This window comes from Arthrobacter sp. TS-15 (genome assembly GCF_006964045.1).
Lineage (GTDB): Bacteria > Actinomycetota > Actinomycetes > Actinomycetales > Micrococcaceae > Arthrobacter.
Map to the genome: position 1 here is coordinate 1 of NZ_SDXQ01000108.1, position 1,199 is coordinate 1,199.

At 72.0% G+C, this 1,199-nt stretch carries 1 protein-coding gene; it reads right to left on the bottom strand.

Annotated elements, in window-relative coordinates:
* Positions 1-74: 74 nt before the first annotated feature.
* On the bottom strand, positions 75-1,025 hold the full coding sequence (locus EU811_RS23090; protein ID WP_142940570.1) for an endonuclease/exonuclease/phosphatase family protein: 951 nt from the start codon (positions 1,023-1,025) through the stop codon (positions 75-77).
* Positions 1,026-1,199 lie beyond the last annotated feature (174 nt).

A 1,199-nucleotide genomic window follows, 5' to 3' on the forward strand; every position in this document is an offset into this window, starting at 1 on the left:
CCTCAGCGCCTGACCGACGAACCCGCCAGGGCTTCCGCGAAGGCTCCCCTCAGGGATGCCCCTCAGACGAGTCCTCAGGGCTCAACCCGCACCCACACCGGCGCATGGTCCGACCCCGCCGCGTCCCGCCGTGCCCCCGCGTTCTCGTCGACAGACGGCAGCGGGGTCTCCCGGGCCGGTGTCCCCGTCCCCGCCCCGGTCACGTGGTTGAGCAGCAGTCGGCTGACCAGTATGTGGTCGATCAGTTCGGGGCGGCCGGAGTGGACGCGGGAGAAGCGCTGCTCCTCCGGGATGAGGGGCGCGATGTTCCAGAGCCGGGCCGCGTCGCCCTTGTCGGGCCGTTCGAAACCCGGCGTGCCGATCTCCGAACCCGGCGGGCCCTGCAGGATCTGGGTCGTGGCGGCCACGACCTCGTCGTTGAGGTCGCCGAGCACGGCCACGTTCCGCTCCTTGCCCCTGCCGTCGAGGAGGCTGTCGGCGACGGCACGCAGAGTCGTGGCCTCGGCGGCCCGCCGGTACAGGGCGTACGCGCCGTAGCGGGCCCGCTCGCCCTCGTTCCGCGGCTGGAACCGGCCGCCCGGGAAGGTCAGCAGCTTCGACTTGAGATGGCAGACCGCCACGGTCAGCGTCATCCCCTGGACGCTGATCTCCGTGGCCAGGAAGCCGCGGCCCGTCCTCGACACCGGTTCTCCGTCGTCGTCACCCTGAACCGGGCGCAGCGGTGCGGGGAAGGAGTTCGTGTCGATGATCGTCCGAGGTTCCGGGCGGCTGAGGAAGCCGACCCGGATGCCACGGCTGTCCGGATGCTCCGAGAGCGCGATGTGCCAGTCCCCGTCCAGCATCCCGGCCAGGTCCGCCAGCGCCTCCGGATCGCCGACCTCCTGCACGCCGAGCAGCGTGGGGTCCAGCTCCGTGACGACCGAGGCCAGAGCGGTGAGCTTCGCCTTGTACGCGGCCTCGCTGCGCGGTCCGAACGCGCCGCCGGGCCGGTACAGGTTCTCCAGGTTCCAGGTGCCGAGGAGCATGCCGGGCTCCTTCCCGGACGCGCCGTCCAAGGGCGCCGCCCGTCGAATGGTGAGGCCAGCGTGCGCGGGAAACCGCCGGGGCGACAGGGCCCGGACAGGATGCGCGGTTCACGTCACCCGACGGCACGATCCCGTCGTACCGTGGCGTGATGACCTCGCCCGAGCCCACGAGAC

Coding starts and splice junctions, on each gene's coding strand:
- EU811_RS23090 (WP_142940570.1), bottom strand. CDS start 1,025: ATGCTCCTCGGCACCTGGAACCTGGAGAACCTGTACCGGCCCGGCGGC.